Annotated in this window: 16 protein-coding genes and 1 pseudogene; 7 read left to right on the forward strand and 10 right to left on the reverse strand. The window is 38.0% G+C overall.

The window, feature by feature from the left end; all coding sequences use genetic code 11:
* Positions 1-980: 980 nt before the first annotated feature.
* The 5 genes from H6G73_RS23360 to H6G73_RS23380 all read right to left on the reverse strand — a co-directional run bounded on the left by H6G73_RS23360 (position 981) and on the right by H6G73_RS23380 (position 7,352).
* Positions 981-1,349: a hypothetical protein gene (locus H6G73_RS23360; protein ID WP_190608819.1), complete on the reverse strand. Its 369-nt coding sequence runs from the start codon at positions 1,347-1,349 to the stop codon at positions 981-983.
* 124 nt (positions 1,350-1,473) lie between these two features.
* The gene (locus H6G73_RS23365; protein WP_190608821.1) at positions 1,474-2,070 is read right to left on the reverse strand and encodes a helix-turn-helix domain-containing protein; all 597 of its coding nucleotides are present in this window, start codon (positions 2,068-2,070) and stop codon (positions 1,474-1,476) included.
* A gap of 300 nt (positions 2,071-2,370) precedes the next feature.
* The gene (locus H6G73_RS23370; protein ID WP_190608823.1) at positions 2,371-5,964 is read right to left on the reverse strand and encodes a plasmid replication protein, CyRepA1 family; all 3,594 of its coding nucleotides are present in this window, start codon (positions 5,962-5,964) and stop codon (positions 2,371-2,373) included.
* 833 nt (positions 5,965-6,797) lie between these two features.
* Positions 6,798-7,136: a hypothetical protein gene (locus tag H6G73_RS23375; RefSeq protein WP_190608824.1), complete on the reverse strand. Its 339-nt coding sequence runs from the start codon at positions 7,134-7,136 to the stop codon at positions 6,798-6,800.
* A gap of 36 nt (positions 7,137-7,172) precedes the next feature.
* Positions 7,173-7,352 carry a hypothetical protein gene (locus tag H6G73_RS23380; protein WP_190608826.1) on the reverse strand — a complete coding sequence of 60 codons (180 nt, stop codon included), beginning with the start codon at positions 7,350-7,352 and terminating at the stop codon, positions 7,173-7,175.
* A 284-nt stretch (positions 7,353-7,636) separates the two neighbouring features.
* On the opposite strand from H6G73_RS23380, the gene H6G73_RS23385 reads away from it, so the two are divergent.
* The 6 genes and pseudogenes from H6G73_RS23385 to H6G73_RS23410 all read left to right on the forward strand — a co-directional run bounded on the left by H6G73_RS23385 (position 7,637) and on the right by H6G73_RS23410 (position 12,236).
* Positions 7,637-8,002, forward strand: a complete 366-nt coding sequence (locus H6G73_RS23385) for a hypothetical protein (RefSeq protein WP_190608828.1) — start codon at positions 7,637-7,639, stop codon at positions 8,000-8,002.
* Between the two features lie 5 nt (positions 8,003-8,007).
* Positions 8,008-8,676, forward strand: a complete 669-nt coding sequence (locus tag H6G73_RS23390) for a hypothetical protein (RefSeq protein ID WP_190608830.1) — start codon at positions 8,008-8,010, stop codon at positions 8,674-8,676.
* A 236-nt stretch (positions 8,677-8,912) separates the two neighbouring features.
* On the forward strand, positions 8,913-9,143 hold the full coding sequence (locus H6G73_RS23395) for a hypothetical protein (RefSeq protein WP_190608831.1): 231 nt from the start codon (positions 8,913-8,915) through the stop codon (positions 9,141-9,143).
* Between the two features lie 102 nt (positions 9,144-9,245).
* Positions 9,246-9,854: a hypothetical protein gene (locus H6G73_RS23400; RefSeq protein WP_190608833.1), complete on the forward strand. Its 609-nt coding sequence runs from the start codon at positions 9,246-9,248 to the stop codon at positions 9,852-9,854.
* A gap of 2,094 nt (positions 9,855-11,948) precedes the next feature.
* A pseudogene (locus H6G73_RS24640) lies at positions 11,949-12,041 on the forward strand (transposase-like zinc-binding domain-containing protein); the annotation flags it as partial.
* Positions 12,042-12,065: 24 nt separating this feature from the next.
* On the forward strand, positions 12,066-12,236 hold the full coding sequence (locus tag H6G73_RS23410; protein WP_190608836.1) for a hypothetical protein: 171 nt from the start codon (positions 12,066-12,068) through the stop codon (positions 12,234-12,236).
* 168 nt (positions 12,237-12,404) lie between these two features.
* Here H6G73_RS23410 and H6G73_RS23415 read toward each other — a convergent pair whose 3' ends face one another.
* From H6G73_RS23415 to H6G73_RS23435, 5 genes are all read right to left on the reverse strand, one after another.
* On the reverse strand, positions 12,405-12,902 hold the full coding sequence (locus tag H6G73_RS23415; protein WP_190608838.1) for an HNH endonuclease: 498 nt from the start codon (positions 12,900-12,902) through the stop codon (positions 12,405-12,407).
* A 9-nt stretch (positions 12,903-12,911) separates the two neighbouring features.
* Positions 12,912-13,262, reverse strand: coding sequence for a hypothetical protein (locus H6G73_RS23420; RefSeq protein ID WP_190608840.1), 351 nt, complete (start codon positions 13,260-13,262; stop codon positions 12,912-12,914).
* The gene (locus H6G73_RS23425; protein ID WP_199317839.1) at positions 13,249-13,827 is read right to left on the reverse strand and encodes a hypothetical protein; all 579 of its coding nucleotides are present in this window, start codon (positions 13,825-13,827) and stop codon (positions 13,249-13,251) included. The genes H6G73_RS23420 and H6G73_RS23425 overlap by 14 nt, the downstream gene beginning before the upstream one ends.
* Before the next feature lie 127 nt (positions 13,828-13,954).
* The gene (locus H6G73_RS23430; protein ID WP_190608842.1) at positions 13,955-15,151 is read right to left on the reverse strand and encodes a hypothetical protein; all 1,197 of its coding nucleotides are present in this window, start codon (positions 15,149-15,151) and stop codon (positions 13,955-13,957) included.
* Positions 15,152-15,238: 87 nt separating this feature from the next.
* Positions 15,239-16,303, reverse strand: a complete 1,065-nt coding sequence (locus H6G73_RS23435; protein WP_190608844.1) for a protelomerase family protein — start codon at positions 16,301-16,303, stop codon at positions 15,239-15,241.
* 316 nt (positions 16,304-16,619) lie between these two features.
* Here H6G73_RS23435 and H6G73_RS23440 point away from each other — a divergent pair, with 316 nt between their 5' ends.
* Entirely contained in the window at positions 16,620-17,123 is a 504-nt protein-coding gene (locus tag H6G73_RS23440; protein WP_190608845.1) for a hypothetical protein, read from the forward strand.
* The last annotated feature ends 1,028 nt before the right edge of the window (positions 17,124-18,151 follow it).

Consider the following 18,151-nt stretch of genomic DNA (forward strand, 5'->3'; position numbering starts at 1 on the left):
CTTTCATTCCTTGTTCTCATGAGAACAAGGAATGAAAGCAAGGACTATATGAACCCTCTCGTGCATAGATGAGTCGCGTCTGTGTTTATCCATTGCTTTACTCTCTTGTATAGGGATGAGTATCTGCTGTTATACCCTGTTGTATATAGATACCGTCCCTCTTGTCTACCTATACCTGCGGTCAATCCCTCTTGTATAGTTATGCGTATCTGCGTTCAACTCCCATTGTGCATAGATGAACCCTTTTGTATGGTGATAGGTATCTGTGGTTAATTCCTCTTGTGCATAGATACCTGTGTCACACCCTCTTGTATAGTCATGCTTAGAGGTCTTGCCTACTCATGACTGCGTTAAGTCGTCTTGTATATAGATGCCTGTGTCCTCACTTTCCCATACCCTCTTGTATAGGCATCCGCTAATTTTTCCCGTGTCAATTTCTCCGGCTGCATTTTTCCCACATGCCACATTTCCAAAAACAGGCGATGGCATTTTCCCATCTTCACCAGTCCCCAATCACCAACCATCTATTACTTTATAACTATCTAGTCATAATCTAAGACTTACTATACTGCGTACCATAGCAGGCTACTACGCGCTATCGCGCGGGTTGCCTAAAACGGTTTCTTCTCAAAATTTAGCAATGTTATTTTTTACACTAATCTTAGCTATCAATTTTACGTCAGCAGTTGATTTTTAGCTTAAAAATGCTCTGCGGACGTAACCTTTTCAAAACCTCTAAAAGCCTTACCACACAAGCTTTTAACCCTGCGTCCGCAGTTACCCTCTCTCTATAGCCTCACCCAACTGCGGACGTAAAACAATGTACGGATAAAATACCCCCCTGGTTTATATTAATCTATTTAAGCTTACGGATAGGGTACGCTTAAATTGGTAAAAATAAACCCTACTCCTGTAATGGGTTGGAATAGGGGATGGAGAGGGAAGAGGGCGATCGCTTAAAAGTATCCGTGTTAACGGCGTTACCAACCGCGAGCGCCGATACTGTGGCAATAATATTTCATGGCTGTAGCACCAGGGCTATCACCGCGAGCAGGAATTTCCTGTCCGCTTTTCTTCTCACTCAACTTAACACCATTGCGTCCGTAAACTCTCATACCAGCGATCCAAAGCCTTTCATCTCCACATCCAGCATTAAGTAAATGCTCAAGCATTAAATCATTTTTGGTTTGATACAGTTTAATTACCTGTCCAAAAGGAGGGTCGGCTTTCCCCATGTTTTTGGTGTCTAACAGATACGCATCGCCATCGCTGTCAGTACCAACCTGTACATACCGTTCAGATTGAGCTAAGACTGTGGTAGACAAGCTTAAAACAATGGCTATAGACACGCTTAATTTTTTCAACACTGTAAAAATCTCTTTTGAAAGTTCCTATATTTAGAAATCCCAAAAATAAACTGACTCTAACTTGCTACATCAAAACTTTACAAAAGGCAGACGTGTAATCTCTATTTTAAATAGCCTCTAGTATCTGCTTGTATTCTCTTGCTAATTCTTCTGGAGTCATATTTCTAAAATCGAAGTCTTCTCTGGTTTCCGTTTTGGTTGGGTTATTTATGACGTAGCCATTTTTCTCGACTGTTGCTATAGCTTTTTGAGGATTTAATACAAGGTCAAACATTCCATACTCTCTTTCAAGCCGACTATGAATATTGATTGAACTGCTCAAAGCAGAAATAGCGCGAAAATTAATATCCGGCTCTTTCTCAAGTTCGTTTAACATCAGTTGTGATAATTTTTTTCTGATCAGACCATTACAGATACATCCTTCTAATGATTGCTCACTGGCAAAATTAACCCAGTCAACAGGACTAATATCTTTACCTTCTACTGCTTGACTAGAGGCTTCTTTAACTGCCTCTATTTGGGCTTCTATAACGTCTTCTTTAGTCTCTTGGGTAGTTGGTTCATTGTTGCTATTGAACTCATCCCACCACCTATAAAGAGTCTTTCTTGACACAGAAGACGTATTTTCAATATCTTTTATTTTTATACCTTTACGGAATAGCTCAAAAGTCTGTAATTTTTCAGTGGTTTTGGTTCGTGGCATAAAATGTCATAAAAATTAGAATATTTCTCGCTTATGCCTATTTTATGACATTAAAAAATTAATGCCTAAACTTTTGCATTCTTGCTTTCTAGCTTATTTAATTTATCCCTTGCAAAATTAGCCTTAACCATTGCTCTATTTGCTTTATCTGGAAGCTTTAGCTTGCTGTAAAAGCTGCTAAATTTTCCTAGAAAGGTATTAATTCTTGCCAAGTTTCTTTGAGTTCTGCCCTTATTTGATGAACATAATCTCTCATGGCTAATTCCTCCATAGTTTCCCCCATATTGGCAGAATTATTGCTTATGCTGCTAAATATTGAAATTCTGCTTTTTCATAAGCCTCAAATACCCTTACATCCTCCTCACAATCTTTTAAAGGATAATCACTAAAGAATTTAATATTTAGAGCGATAAAGAAATTCTTACCAATCTCTAATGCTGCTTTTAGTCTTAGCTCCCATAGCTTCAATGTATTTTGCTCTTTGTGGTAGTTGTACAAACTTGAGAAGCTAGGATTACTCATCACTACTTGGTTGTCAATCTCATCCATGAAGTTGCTGTAAGCTGGCTTCAAATCTCTGATAGCTTGCTGCTCACTGGGTTGTAATTGTTGCCAAGCTGTATTAATAATGTGGTCAATTCTTGTATTCTTCTCTACCTGTTCAATGGTTCTACCGTTGGGACTATCTGGATATTTAGCACTATTCAACTCATTAACAGCATGACTATAAATTGAATAATCCTGAGAAGCGATCGCACTTCTGAACTGTTCCTTTAATCGGACTATTTCTATATCAGTGCTGTTTTCATTCACCCAAGGGATAATTTGGTGAGTCTCTAACCATTCGTTATCTTTGATAGTGGTAATGTTAACGATTGCTTGACGTATCGGGTCGTTAAACTTATCCCAATCAATCTTATAGTGGTTGGTTCGTTTGTTGTTAACATCAAGTTTCTTAACAGCCTTGCCTAACTCAAGTCCAATCATCCCCAGTAATTGCTTGAACAACTCCATAACCTCTTTACGAGACTCAGTAACCTTGCGCTTATTGATGTTTAGCTTGGTTAGTAGGTCTTTAGAGTTGTTAACTTTATCAAAAAGTTGTAATAACTCTGGTGAGTCTTTGGTAAATTCCTTATCCTCTTGTATCAATTCCAAAATTTTTAATTCGTGTAATGCTGCTATTTTGGTGTATTTGTAGGTGTGTATGAGTTCACCTATAAAACTTTTTTCAGATGTGGTTTTAAAGTACCAGTCCTCTTCAAATTTTTTCTGGTTAACCTCAAAATTAACTAACCTAGCAAAATTTTGATTATTGCCAATATAGCCACGGATTTTAAGTTTACGTTGGAACAGTTCTAAACCATAACATTCTTCTTTATCTATTCCTGGTAATGTTTCCAACAACAATTTAGTTTTTAAAATCCGTCTCCTAGTCTCAGGTGAGATGCCTTCTTTCTTTTCTTTATTTTCATATTCTTTACATTCTTCCATGCTTTCATAAGGAACAGCTAGATATTGTAGTTCAGCTTCTTTATCTAACAATTCCTCTTTAATTTCTCCCATTAAAGAATCAATACCACTATTAATGCCCCATTTATCAAAAGCTACATTATGTCCTGCTTTTATTAAAGAGTCAGCTAAACAACGTCTTAAATTCTGCCTTTCAAAATTAGCAAGTCCCCATAGTTTACAAGAATAATCAAACCATTTATCATTCTTCATTTGCTCCAAAGCATTGATAATAATGTCCTTGGCTTCAGTAAATGAAGCATTTTCGATACACATTAAGCTAGACAATGTAATGCGGTCTAAGAGTGCATTTTGTATGGCTTTTTGTGTGTAACCCATTGGTATGGAATTATCCCTAATTAGGGAACTTTCAGGACAATACACATAGTGATTAATGGTATTGTCTCTCAATCTAAACATCATTTGATGTTGTGAACTTGTACCCAGTACACCACAGAAAAATGTATATTTAGCCGTAAAATATTTTTCTGTAATGCTCACTCCTGACTCACAAGATGGGGTAATAATTACGAATTGTGGCTTAATATTTCTGATATAAAGATTGGGGTCTTCTAAAAATTCCTTAGCATATTTTTCATGCACAGTATCAGCACTAATTACAATACCTACTTTCCCGGCACGAATTAAATACTCTTGCAATTCGTGAGCAAATTTTTTACTATCAGTAGCGATAAATGGGATTGTATCACTACTAGATAAATGTGTTATTAAATGTGATTTTGAGCGTGGCTTTAGCTTAAACTCGCCATTTTCATCAACCTCACCCCCATCAACAAAGAAGATGTTATGGGGTGCTATCTTCTTGGTATTTTCAATTGTAAAAAGCTCTTTATCTGGTGCAAATGAATGAATAAAATTAACCGTAGCAGTGGTTAAGTTTCCATCTAGTAAAAATACTCTGTTAGCTTCTCTTACTGCCTCCTCAAAGATATTCATAGCTCTTTTTTGTTCACTATTTGAGAAAGTGCCACCATCTATCAAATGTTTAATTACTGATTCTATCTCATCAAAGTAAATGTCTCTACCCTTAAACATCCCAGATAGTTTATGCGCTGAATTAATGCAACACATTAAGCTAATTTCTTGGCTATCAGTAACTACCCCATCTTCATTGATATGAGAGATTTTAATAAATTTCTTAGTACCTCTCTTACCAGTTTGGAAAAGTAAATTATTACGATAGCCAATAACATCTGATCCCAAACCTTTTAGAGCAAGTATTTTTTGTATTTCTCCTAGCATTGCTGCTGTTTTGCCAGTACCCAGTCCACTCTTAACCGCAATGATAGCGTTATGCTTAGGGGTATCTTCTGGGAATTGGAATTGCTCTTGATGGACTTTACGAATAGCTTTAAAATATCTGGATTTCAACCAGTTTTTAAAGTTAATATCGTTAATCTGTTCCTGTTTAGTTTTTTCGTAGTTTAATGCTACTAATTTGATTTGTTCTAATGTTAAATAACTAACATTATTAAGATTCTCTATTTCATCAATATCATTATGTTCCTTAGAATCTTGCCCCCACCAAGCAAAGGAAACCTCAAAACCATTATTAACATAAAATTCATACTCAGATAACCATTTTTGCCAGACTCTATCATTAATGATGTCTCCTGCATCTGGACAAAGCACAATCTGATTATTTGTTTTTTCTCTGAGAACTGGTAAATATTTAGCAGCATGATTTGGGGATGATTGCATATAGCGTCCATTCCCAATCACAGGAATATTATGCTTAATAGCAGCTACTACTGGTTTTAGTCCTTTGCCTTCAGATACATAACCAGGCTTTTTGGCTTCATTTTTGCCTATCAATATTGCTATGGGAATCTCGCCATAAAGATGATAGCTAGTATATTTTGAGCTTGATAAAGCCCTATATCTGCCACCATTGACATCAGCAACATCTTTTCTAATCTCAAAACCTGATATCTGGTTTAATGTCCAAATAGGGCATAATATGCCCGCAATAGCGTTAGTTAAATTTCTTGCTACCGGATTGTAACCAGGGAAGTTGTCAGGGTAATGTTTATTTAGTTTTTGATAAACATTTATAGAACGATAGCCTAGCGCGTCTATCTGAGAATCATTCAAGCCTCTATCTCTCAGCAGTTGTCTATGTTCATCAGATAGAGAGAGTTCTGATATTAGCTGCAAATTATAGTGATGTCTCTCAGAGAGAGATAATTCACCAGCCATAGCGGCTTGCTTTTTGGCTTCTCTCTCTCTCTTGACCTGCTCCCATTTTTCCCTGATAGCTTCTTTGTCAGCGTCTACCAGATTAAAGAATTGCCATTCTTCTTTCTCAATCCCAGCGATATAGCCGTTGATATTAGTTCCTTTGGGCTGTCGCTCAATCATGCAAAGGATATTTTCGTTTTCTAAAGTCCGGCACTTGCCAGAATCATCCCCACAGATGGGGCAAGGATTAGATCGGGAGGATATGGTTAGTCGCCTCATGACTACGCAGCCTCCCCTTTTCTGTTCACATATAATTTAACTGCTTCCCACTTTGGCTGTGAAGCGTACCCGTTAACAGCGCCACATTGGCAACATTTAAGGTTAGCGGCGTGTGGGGTTTTATTTTGCCGTTCCTCCAAGTACCAACCTGGGTTAACTACCTTGCAACTGTTACACGCTCTAGACTCTGGGTATTTGGGAAAAACCCTCTTGAAAATATTACTATCTAGTGATATAGTTGTAGACATGAAGGGCTGTCCTCCTCTTAATCTTTGAACAGCCCGCACTTCCTATTTTTTTTAAGTATCTATTTACTGTTTCAAGTTTTTTACCTGAAAAAACTTAGAACAACCTGACACAAGTTAGAACAGCGTGATATGATTGTGGAAAGATTTTATAACTTTTGAATTGAAGTCTAGTGTTTGTTGACTTCTGACTCAGGTCTGATAAACCTAGTCCGGTAATCTTTCCTCAACAACGAAAGATACTGTAAAAAAGAGGCTGCGGGCATTAGCTTTTTTTTAGCTAATATTCTAGTAATCAAAAAAGCCAATAATCTATTAATAACATGGTTTTTTGAAGACTGTATAAAATTTACAGCCTGGGATATCCCCATGTAAAAACTTATCCTAACCATAGACAAAACTCTATGGTTTATTGTTGCGCTTCTTGTTATAGACAAATATCTATACATACCATAGACTTTATTCAATCAAAGATAATTGTTGGTTGGTCTAACTTTCACTTTGTCCTGATTGCCTGATTAGGTAATCTAAAACCCTATCAATTCGTTCTAGTGCAGCGTTAGTTGTCCGCTGAAACTCTTGGTTATTTCTTTGAAACTCCTGAAATTGTATCTCAGACTGTCTCAGGGCTTGCTGGTGTAACCGGGCAATATCAGCCAAGTTGGTAACTGTCCTCTCTAATCTGGCGAGGGCCTGACTGTTAGAACGGGTTTCACGTCTTACACCCTCTTGAATGGTGCGGACTAAATCAATTTCATCCCCTAGTTGGTCTAAACGTTGGTCAATATCATCCAGCCTTGCGGTTATCTCTGGTTGTGAATTGGTCATGATGCCTCTTTTTTGCTTTTGTGGTTAGCGATCGCTCTAACTGGCTTTCTGGTTTTGGGATTCACAGTCCCCATTTACCCAATTACTTACAGCAATTTCTATAGCTTCACTTTGCTTAATATCTCTGCTAAAGCAAACGGTTTTGAATTGTTTGTATAGCTCTAGGGGGATATGTCCGCTAATTTGTTTGTAATTGGGGTCACGCCTTTTATCCATATCAATAACACCGATAAATATATAGAGAATTTTACTCTATTTATCGTGTTCACCGTTTATCGTGTTGACATTTTGGCGTGACAAAATTACTATAACATCATAAGCACTTAATCAGCCAATATTCAGCCACCGATAAGTAACCAACGACAAGCCAAAAGCCTTACCCAGCAATATACACAGCATTTTAAGGCTACACAGATACTGATACCCCTACTGATTCCTATCTGACCATATACCGATTAAGCGTGATATTACACCCATTCAAATTTATTTCTGTATGAAAGATGAAACCAAGACGCTGCAAGCATTCCACAGATTTTGATATTTTTTTAGATTTTCCTTGCACTAAAACCCATCTAGCCCAACTGCTAGGGGTAGCACGTTCAACTCTCGTTATCTGGGAAAACATCGCATTTTGGAGACTGCCCAGTTTTCGGGACGCATACCCCAAGACCCATGATGGCAGCTACGACCGAGAAAGCCCCCTTAGTCCTTATCAATGCTGGATTATAGGCAGAATAGGACGGTTAATGGCGCAATTACGCCGTAGTGAACGAGTGAAACATTACATACTCAAAAATCCTCAAGATTTCTCTAGATACCAATTCCAGAAAGCCCAAAATCAAGTAACACCAAAAATTGGAGCTTAAAACCCATGCCAGCAACCACACGACGCAGAAAAACCACATCAGCAACAACAGGACTGATACCAATTACTGATATCTGCAAAGCTGAAAGCGTTACAGAACAAGCCTTTAGACTGGCTTTGATGGAAATTAGACCCGATGACTTTGACACGGTGAAAGCGATCGCAGAAGCCCAAAAAGATATGGTGATAGCTACACTGCAAGCCACATCTAAAGCACTACCCCAAACCTCACAAAATCCTGAAAACCTTAGCCAGCAAGAGTTACAGCCAGCACAAGGAACAGCCACAGAACAGCCTCAAAAGCCCCAAAATTCTGACATAGTGGCATCTACACCATCTGTCCCAACTTCCCAACCTCAGCAATCTGCCAACGGGCCAAATCTTCCAGCCGCGCTAGATGAACTGATAGCCACAGTTAAAGAAGATGTTCAGTTGGCGGATCTAATCCTTCAATTCAGAAACCAACAAATTACCCAAAATAAACAGGCCCGTGATGCCCAACTAGTAAAGCAACTACAAGAAAGCCGGATAGATACCAGACACCAAGTATTTGATGCTTTACGTGGTTTTGGTAGTGCAGTTGCTAGTCCAGACTTACCAGAGTTACCAACCGCGCTATCAGAAGAAATCAAGGGTCTGTGTGACGAACTGGGAAAGCAACTAAGCCTAAGTTGAGAATTAACCCATTGTTCATTTTTGACGCGCTCAACGCCACCCTAGAAGGTCTAGCGCAACTGTTTACCCCACTTGAGGATGATACAGATGATTTTGATATTTGACCGTGTAAACAACTTCTTAGCAATCGCTATTAACACCCTACTCTGTGGCGACTACTGCAACACCCACTAATGAAACTGCCTTACTAGAGAAGCAAGGCAGCATTAAGATTATTTACACCAGGATTTTACCTTATGGCTAACCTCAGCACTGAGCAAATCAAAACCATTCTTAGAGGCACAGAAGAAACACTCAAGATGGTTTTAGCCTCGGAACAATACCAAAAATTACAACAGTCACAATACTTTGACACCACCAATGATTTAACTTTGGGTGATGCGATTCAGGCATTATCAGAAGTATGGGAAGCAATTGTTAATATTCAATACTCTGAAGAAATGGCAGCAATAGAAGCCAAGAGATAGTTAGATACAGCAAATTAATCTTGATTCATTTCTCCAGAGAATAAAAGGGATATCTGCCAGATATCCCCACAATAAGACGTGTCTCATTTACTCCTCAATTCTATGCCCAAAACCAAGCTACAAACAACACAAGATAAACTGAGAAATTCTGTTGGGGTGTCTTCAGAACAGACTAAGAATAACCCACATAGTCCAACTGAAAATAATCATCAAACGTTAGTTTTTAACCCAGATGATTATCTAGCCAAAGATTTATTTTCTGATTCCTCCAACTTACCCAGAGTTACCAAAGTAGATGCTGATAAAGCGATTCAGAGTATTAGTGAAAAAAGGGAAACACTGCGGTTAATTGGTGCAAATCTCCAACTAAATACTGATGTTTATAAAACTGGTTCTCTCAGTGAAAAGATGAACCAAGCTAACATTGTTTATCAAACAGACGGCATAAACACCCAAGCTAAGATAGTGGACTTTCAAAAAGCAGGTGTTAACCTCCAAATTGCACAATCTAAGCTTTACCAGACACAAGAAAAACTCACCCACCAAAACATTGAGCTACAAGGATTAAAATCAGAAACACCACTAAGACAAGCTTACTGGAAAGCCAAACTATCATTAATTGAGTCCAGGATTGCACAAGTAGAACTGGCTAAATTCCAACTTGATGCCAAGATAGGAGCAATTGAGAGCGAATCAGAAAGTATTGATTAAAAGTATTTAAACAGGGTGATAACTTCACCCTTTTATATTAATTGGATAGATAAAATGAACTTTCAAATACTAAGGAATAGTTTTGTAGTTGGTAGCTTGGGTGTAAGTTTCACTGGTTTCGTTGCACTATTCACCCCATATAATCAATTCTCCCAATTCCTGATTAGTGCTGGTTTAGGTAGCTTGGCTAGTTCATCTCTGGCTATTCAAGCAAGCCAGAAGGTGAGTAATAGGAAGTGTAAAAAGTTTTTGGGTGAGATTGAATCATTAAAAAGCGAGACTAATCATTTTTCTAAGCTACTACAAGACAAACACCAGGAACTAGCAGAGGCAACAAGAGATAGAGATAATTATGCTGAATCAATGGTTAATTTATCCCATGACTTAGGCAGATTAACCGCAGAATTGAAAAGCACCAAGCAACAGTTAAATGATGTCCAGGATGTTAACTTTAATGCAGCCGTTGAAACCTTGAGAGACAGTTTAAAGGATGTTCAAAGTCAAGTAAACAACCTGTTACCTTATTTAATTAAAAAATTTGGGATTGATGTTAATTCATTAGTGCAAGAATTTAACCAAGACGTTGTTAGTATTAACGCTCAGATTGGTGTAATCTCTGATAACTCCCAGTTAACCAATGAGGAATTAATTAGCGCGTGTATCGCAGTACAACACCAGATACTTACCAAAGGGATTGGATTAAAAGCACGGCTCTATAAATTGGCAGTAGAGAAACTTCAAAAACAGTTAAGTAATGTTATCTCGTTGGATGAATACAACGAAAAGATAGCAGCAATCAAAGACTATTACACTAAGAATTTAAAAGCGATTCAGGAAGAATTTAGCCAAGTAGCTGATGGGGTAATATCTGCCTATAAAAATGATTTCTCGGAAGTAGTAAACGACGGTTTAAACCAGTCCCAAGAATTAGCACAGTTGCAAAACGAGATAATCTCACTCAATGGTAAATTACATGAATTGAGCAAGCCTTTACAGTTTGTAGGTACATCAGAAGCTGCAAGGGTAGGTAATTCTATTATCAATTACTATTCCTCAAAGCTAGGGATTACCCTTGATGCAATTGATTTTAGTAGCACAGAAACAGGTTATAAACTACTGTTTCATCTGTCCAGAAACAGCCGTTTTATAGACACTGCAACTCTTAACGATGGAAACAACCCAGACAAAATAAAGGAACTGTCTGGAAGTTTATCTTCTCCCAAGTTTACACAATCAGAGAGAAGTAATTATGTTTCTCTGGAAATCGAATTAAAGAAACAGGAGAAAAAACAGTTAACCATTGAAGACGTTAGACGGCTCATTGAGCCATCATCAAAGTTTGGTGAAATTGTGTCCAGATATCACCAGTCAAAACCAACCTTGAGAGTAATGACACGTACCGGAGGCGGTAAAGGCATTGCGGTTAAAAATTTACTAAACCACTATATAAACCATTGGGAAGGATGGGAACTTTGGCTAAGTGACCCTCAACATGGAAGCTTTGAGGATTATTGGCAGTGTCCCAAAATCGCCAAGTCTCCCACAGAAGCCAGCAAGGTTTTAGAACTGTTTATTAGTGAATTTAACAAGCGTAAAGAGGGTATTTCTATTAATGACAATATCCCAGTTATGGGTATTTTTGACGAATGCGATAAAACCTTTGACAAGAAACAAAAGCAGGGGATAGCGCAAATCTGGACAGAGATTAGACACCGGAAAATGAAACTGATATTGATTGGTCAAAGTTCAGAGGTGGGTAAAAATGGATGGACTTGGGATGAAATGAATAATTGTTCATTAATGTTCATTGGTGATGCCATCGGTACAGCGATAAAACACGCTGATAATTTGGGATGGTCAAGCGATATGAAAAGTAAAATCCCTAGTATCTATGCAAAGGTGAGTGAGTTTTTTAATCAAGTTAACCAGGATATTGCTATTAAAAATCAATACCGCTTTGCACTGCTTATAGATGGTATGAAATATGACTTTATAGAAATACCACCAGCACTAGAAGGCAGTTTGGATAATCATCAATCTTGGCTTGTAACTAATCCTTGGCAGTCTAAAGCATTGAGAGAAGGTCAAGCCGTTGCGTGTTCACACTGTGGCAGTTTGGATGTTAAGAAGAATGGCAAAGTAGGAAATAGGCAGCGTTATAAATGCTCAAATTGTACCAAGAGCTTTACCGTGTAGGGGTTATAACAATAGATGGTACAAGTCAGATGGCATAAGGTTTTATTACTAATATGTGTGGGTATTTTGGTGGTGATGGTAGGAACTGCTGTCTATACTTGGTGGAGACAGAAAGACGGATGGTGTATTAAATTTAACTCAGATGGCAGTGAAAAAGTGCTGTATGGCGCGGAATGCCAAAGGTAGAAGGGAAATAAATTATACAGTCATATCGAAAAAGTCGGTTTTCGATATCAAAGCATTAGTCAAGTTATTAGGTTGTCACTGACAATCTACTGGAGGTGTTAAACAAGTTTAGATTAATAGCCTAAATATCCACCCAGATAAACGAGAATTTGACTACAACAGTAAATATCAAAGAGGTTTATATCGACTTAAAGCTTCATCTACAAGGGAATTTAAGTGGTCAAAGGTATGTGTAATTTCATAAGCATTATCATCACTTTTAGCAGAGTTACATTTCCAACAAATAGCTTCTAGGTTGTCATAATCAAACATGCTTTCTGGGCAGCGCGCTTTATTTATTTTATGGTCTAGAGTCAAATAATGTGGATGAAAATAAGTATTTCCTGCTTTGTTAATAATTTTTCTTCCGTTATTGTCAATATACTCGTAGCCTCTTTTGATGGCTTCAGTTTTCGATTGGGTACTGTGAAATTTTTTGCCATGAAGCATCTTTTTACCACAATAAGGGCATGGCTTGTCTTTGTTCATAGCACGATAGGCATTTGGGGTAATTAAGCCATATTGAGGATGTTTAATTACAGCAACATTATTACTGGATTCCCAAATATCAGATATTTCTCTTGAATCATATAAAGTTTTAAGTTTTGATTTTGGTATTTCAGCCATAGCTATAGATTATAAAGTTGGATATTTACGCAATGTTTCATCTACCAATTTGTCTATATGTGCTTGATTGTCAATCAGAGTTTCAACTGTTTCTTGAGCTAATATTTTTGCTTGATTAGCTTCAATTATCGATTGATCAATTGCACCAAGGATATCCCCTTTATTAACCTTGTGTTCAAATAAACTAACAATATTATTAAATAAGCGAATTATTTCCCAGGAATTTAATACTTTATCCCATCCGACATTATAATAACCTTGGTTACGAGCTTCCTTTTTTTTATCTTTGGTCAATTTTTCAAATTTTTCTTTATTGCGTTGCTGCCATTCTCTATAGCTCATGCCATTAATTAATTTCATACTTTTTTATTTCTTGCTGTAAATTTTTTTCAATATTTCTCCACTCCTGAACACCCATATTATTTTTTATATAATTTTTCATGAATGCATTGTCTTTTAAAAGCCCATCAATTCTCATTTCAAGTAAACGTACTTTTTCTATTGAGATTTCTGTGACTTTTTTACTGCTGTCTCTTGTGTCTATAATTACTTGCTTTAAATCACTAGTATCTTGATTGTAGTCCTCTTTGTGAACTAAACCATTTTGTAATAAACTTTCCTTTCTCTCTTGTCCTGTTTTTGATAATGAGTTTAATAACCACTGTCCTGCTTTGAATATTTCAGAGTTTTTAATATTCAGAAACTCTTTTAATTTAGCGTTAGCTTCTGCTGTTTTTTCAGCTTGGCAATAACGATTAAAATTATTGGCAGATTTAATTAATAAAAACACATCGAGTTTATCGGCAGCCTCAATAATCTGTTCATCCGTCATCTTGGCTTCAAGCGCGTATTGAGCAATACCTGATGCTTGACTAATTCTGGATATTAGCCGCTTACGCTCTTTCTTGCTCAATTGTGCATTCATATCTTACAGTGTATATTTACAAACAATGTATATAATACTTATACCATTAAATACATATAGATAAACAAAAATTTGTCACTAAAAAAGGGAGCCGTTAAAACTCCCTCAAAAGCTTGTATTGACTGGTTTATAAGTCAATCCCATCAGGAACCAAAGCAGCTAAATCAATCACATCTTCAATCCTTTTCCCTGGCTTGCGGTTGTCATAGGGTGAAAGTTCGTGTTTACTGTTGTGATCATCAAGCCGTGTCTTATACCCCTCTAAAATTGCCTTGACAGTGGCAGGTTTTGAGCCGATGAGGGATTGTATAGCCGTCTGGGTAATCATCCATTTTTGGTGTTTCTCAGTGCAGTTGTTGTTGTGATTTTCAAGTGCCACAATAGCCCGTCTCGCTAACTCATCAGCCCTGCCAGGGTGGGTCTTATATTTGGTACTGCTTAGTAATTCAGTTGTAGGAACTGCTGATAAATCAGACTCATAATTACTAACTTTACCGACAATTGTTTTGGCGTAAACCTTACAAGCTTGCTGGATAAATTCAGCCAACGACTTACCAGAATAAGCCAAAGCACCCTCTACCATTTGCCGTGTTTCACTGTCCAGTTGTAAAGCTTCGATGTTCATAGATTCTAGGGTTAATTCTGGTTTAACTTCCTCTACTACTGCCAGAGTAGTAACTTCTGCTTTGGCTTCTACTGTTGCGGTAACTTCTGGCTTAGTTTCCTTGACTTCTACTGCGGTATTCCAGTTTTTAAGCTTACCGTTGAGATATGACACAGCCGCTTTTTTTGCGTGTTCTAATTCTTTGTGCTTTTGAGTTTGCAAACCTGATTCATGCGTACCCTGCCAGTACAATTGTCCGTCAACCTTGCCGATTACCTGTATAAACTTGAATCCAGGGATATCATTAAATTCTAAATTTGATGATGGTTCTACTGCGGGTTTATCTTCTATAACTTCTGGTTGGGGTAACTCAGGTAAATTGCCAAAATATTGATTTCTGGCATCGTCTCCTACCACCTGCCATCTGCTCTCATTAGTCGTTGCATACCATAAAGCCAGGTGTTGAAATCTTTCTACCTTTCCCTTCCCTTCATTAGTGAAATAGTATCCCGGTGTAGCCGTATCTTGGTCAGGGAAAGCAGACAGTAAAGCCTTTCTGAGAGCAGTTCTACATCTAGCGAAATTACCCTCTGATACTGCCTTTTTCATCTGCTGCCAATACTTGAGGGTAATTTTCTTAATCGCCAATTCATCAGTAATGCCTTGGAGTTGAGAAATTAATTGAGCAGCAATGTTTTCAGACTTCTTAACGTCACTCATAATGAAAAACAGGATTATTTATTTCGTTATCCCTATACTAACCCTCTTGCAATAAGGTGTCAAGAGGTATTGTATAGGGATTTTATTTTATATCTTAGTCAGTGTACCTTGTTTAATTTCATACCGTTTGTATGAGTTAATAGTCTTTTCATCCTCATCACCAAGTATTGCGCTTGCGTATTTTGTAAAGTCAAAGTGTTTCAAACTGCTTTCTCTATTTTTTACGCAAGCTGTAAAATAAGCTGCTCTAAATTTATGGTAGGTTCTCTCATCTTCTGGGAAGATATCAAAATCTTTGCAGCGTAAATTCAATGTTTTTGAGAAACGTCTATTTACCCGTTCGGGGTCTTCATTGCAGTCAAACCGCTTACCCTTCTTATCGAGCCAGTCAAGCCCGAATATCAACAAATCAGAGTTAATTAATGTAGGGATTGTAAATTTTGCATCAATTAATTTGACTGCCTTATCAGCAACTTTAACCCTGCGAGATTTTCCCTTTAACTGTCCAGTGAAAATAATAGAATAATCGTCAACTTTTTTAAATTCTGCCGATAAATGAACTTCTGCCATGCGTCTTCCAGTTGCCAGCGATATTGCACAAGAGACATCAAGCCAATTAACATTGCTTTTCTCTGGAGTAATGCCGTTGTCATGTTCCTGTTTAATTTCTGTCAGGATGTTGTAAGCATATTTTAAGGAATTAGTCAGGTCTATTTGTATCCTGTTTTCCTCCTGGCTTCTATCTTCCACATTTTCGCGGTATTTAATATTAGTCTTATTCTTATACTCAGAGAATAAGAAGGTTAACGCATTGCTGAAATTAGTAACAATAGTCTTGAATTGATTAATGACCATCGGGTCTTGTAATTTGTCTTTGGTAATGCTTCTGAGTGCCTTCTTGATAGCTTGCGATTGTCTGTAGGCTGATGGATAGGTTTTTTCATCTTCTGGCTTATCATCTGGGTAATTAATTTTTAAAAGGCGGGCTTCTCTTACTGCCAACTGTTCCCATCCGATCAGCTTGCCCTTACCCTTTTTGCGCTCCGTAACTTTATAGGGTGTAAGAGCTTCTAGTTCGGGTAATAAATATTTTAATCTTTCATCTACATAACCGTTTTCTAATTCGTCTGCGGTTTTAAGTTCCCTACTCATATTAATTCCTTGATTACTAATTTCATATTTAGATAGTAACCAAGGAAATATGTATTGTCAATTGGGCTTGTCAATAGATAATCTGTACTGATAATACCAAGTATTAATGTATAAGCTATCTATATACAAATCCTCTTGACTACCCAAATAATAAGGGATATTATGAGAACAGTTGAGGCGGTAAACGCTACGAAACGCCCAACAGATAATCACTTCAAAAACTCGCTTCATTAAAGGAATCTCTACAATGTTGTTATAATCTTTAATCGCTTCACAACAAAATGCTTACGCTGAAATTCAATCTCAAATTGAAGCATTGCAAGCCAAGCAACGGGAAATTCAGGCATATTTGCAGCAGTTAGGCAGCATTGAAAGTCAGATGGTATCAGCGGCTCAAATGATACAGGAAGCAGTAGCCAGCATCCGCGAAGTTTGCCCCGATGAACTGGAAAATTACCAAGCCACGATAAACGCTCTATTTGGCAGTTCTCCCATTGCACAGTTGACCGCAAGCGTTGACCCTCAGACAGAAAATGAAATACCCTCTACACCAGTAGAGCCAGAGGACAGCCAAGTAATTGATGTTGTGTCCACAGTAGAAACCAGCGAACCAGACGCAACCGCACTAATTGAGGAAATTAAGTGTCTATCTGCTGAAATGTCATGGAACGACTACCGCAAGTTTGTAAACTCCTACCCACTCCCTCAGCGAATCGTTAAAAAGTCTAAGGATGAAGTTAGAGCAATCTTTGAGCAATTCCTTGGAAACTGCCAAACAGAGGCATTGAGGGGGATGATAGCCAAGCTACGCAAAGCTTAGAGGGTGTGGGGTGAGTTTTCACCCCTGCCCTGCTGTCGTGCGATGAACTGACACCCGCCGTCGTGCGATCGCCCTCCTCCCAATCCTTCCTCCCCTCCCCACACCCTACCCAGTACCGGAGCAGGGTTTGTTTTTACCAATTCAAGCGTACCCTATCCGTAAGATTAAATAGATTAATATAAACCAGGGGGGTATTTTATCCGTACATTGTTTTACGTCCGCAGTTGGGTGAGGCTATAGAGAGAGGGTAACTGCGGACGCAGGGTTAAAAGCTTGTGTGGTAAGGCTTTTAGAGGTTTTGAAAAGGTTACGTCCGCAGAGCATTTTTAAGCTAAAAATCAACTGCTGACGTAAAATTGATAGCTAAGATTAGTGTAAAAAATAACATTGCTAAATTTTGAGAAGAAACCGTTTTAGGCAACCCGCGCGATAGCGCGTAGTAGCCTGCTATGGTACGCAGTATAGTAAGTCTTAGATTATGACTAGATAGTTATAAAGTAATAGATGGTTGGTGATTGGGGACTGGTGAAGATGGGAAAATGCCATCGCCTGTTTTTGGAAATGTGGCATGTGGGAAAAATGCAGCCGGAGAAATTGACACGGGAAAAATTAGCGGATGCCTATACAAGAGGGTATGGGAAAGTGAGGACACAGGCATCTATATACAAGACGACTTAACGCAGTCATGAGTAGGCAAGACCTCTAAGCATGACTATACAAGAGGGTGTGACACAGGTATCTATGCACAAGAGGAATTAACCACAGATACCTATCACCATACAAAAGGGTTCATCTATGCACAATGGGAGTTGAACGCAGATACGCATAACTATACAAGAGGGATTGACCGCAGGTATAGGTAGACAAGAGGGACGGTATCTATATACAACAGGGTATAACAGCAGATACTCATCCCTATACAAGAGAGTAAAGCAATGGATAAACACAGACGCGACTCATCTATGCACGAGAGGGTTCATATAGTCCTTGCTTTCATTCCTTGTTCTCATGAGAACAAGGAATGAAAG

It is taken from the genome of Richelia sinica FACHB-800 (assembly GCF_014698825.1).
GTDB lineage: Bacteria > Cyanobacteriota > Cyanobacteriia > Cyanobacteriales > Nostocaceae > FACHB-800.